The organism is Elizabethkingia sp. YR214, from assembly GCF_003058195.1.
Taxonomy (GTDB): Bacteria; Bacteroidota; Bacteroidia; order Flavobacteriales; family Weeksellaceae; genus Elizabethkingia.
The window spans coordinates 1-1,026 of the sequence record NZ_QBUH01000026.1 but is presented as its reverse complement, the minus strand read 5'-3'; the positions used below and the strand labels follow the sequence as shown (position 1 = coordinate 1,026).

2 protein-coding genes are annotated in these 1,026 nt (G+C 41.7%); both read right to left on the bottom strand.

Translation table 11 applies throughout. From position 1 onward, the window contains the following. The coding region (locus tag C8J95_RS18580) for an IS3 family transposase (RefSeq protein WP_221407256.1) at positions 1-658 on the bottom strand (658 nt) is incomplete at its 3' end. Positions 659-669: 11 nt separating this feature from the next. Further along, positions 670-960: a transposase gene (locus C8J95_RS18880; RefSeq protein ID WP_221407255.1), complete on the bottom strand. Its 291-nt coding sequence runs from the start codon at positions 958-960 to the stop codon at positions 670-672. Positions 961-1,026: the final 66 nt, after the last annotated feature.

Genomic DNA, 1,026 nt, shown 5'->3' with positions numbered 1-1,026 from the left:
AGAACAGGTAAGCATCCAATACCGCCTCCCGGTAAAGACGATTAAAACGTTCGATGTATCCGTTCTGCATAGGCCTTCCGGGCTGAATATATTGAATATGGATTCCTTTTACTTTAGCCCATAAATCAAAGTCTTTTGAAGTAAACTCAGGACCATTATCCACTCTTATAATTTGAGGCTTCCCATTCAACGAGATGACCCGGTCTAGTGTCCTGATCACCCGTTTTGATGATATTGACGTGTCAACCTCGATTGCCAATACCTCCCTGCTACAATCATCCATTACATTGAACGTTCTGAACCTGCGGTTGCCGGTCATGCTATCACTCATAAAATCCATACTCCATGTCTTGTTCACTTCTGTTGGTTGCTGTAATGGTTGTTTTACCCGTGCAGGTAAACGTCTTTTTCCCTTTCTTTTCTTGTTCAGCTTTAATAACTTATAAATGCGATACACCCGCTTATGATTCCAGTCCTTGCCCGAGCGGCGTAAATAAGCAAAAAGTTTCCTAAATCCATACGATGGATGGGCAAAGGCTAACTTCTGTAAGGCATCTATTACTTCTGAGTCATCCTTTACAGATGTGTAATAATACTGAGAACGGGGTAATAAAACTATTTTGCAGGCCCGGCTCACCGGTATTTTACGATCCTTCACAAGTTCCTCGCTTAGTTGCCTTTTGGTGGCAGGGCCCAACCTTTTTTTGTGAACAGATCTCGCAATATCTCGTTATCCATAGCCAGGTTGGCATACATACGTTTTAGCCGGGCATTCTCCTCTTCCAACTCTTTTATGCGCTTTACTTCTGAAGCTTCCATACCGCCATACTTACTCTTCCAATTGTAGAATGTTGCTTCAGATATGCCCAACTCGCGGCAGAGTTCTTTGGTTGGAATGCCTCCTTCCTGCCGCTTTAATGCGGAAACAATTTGTGTCTCTGTGAATCTTGTCTTTTTCATCTTTTACAGTTTAAAATTAATAAATTTCTCTATTTTTAAACTGTCTGGTTTTTAGGGACACTTACA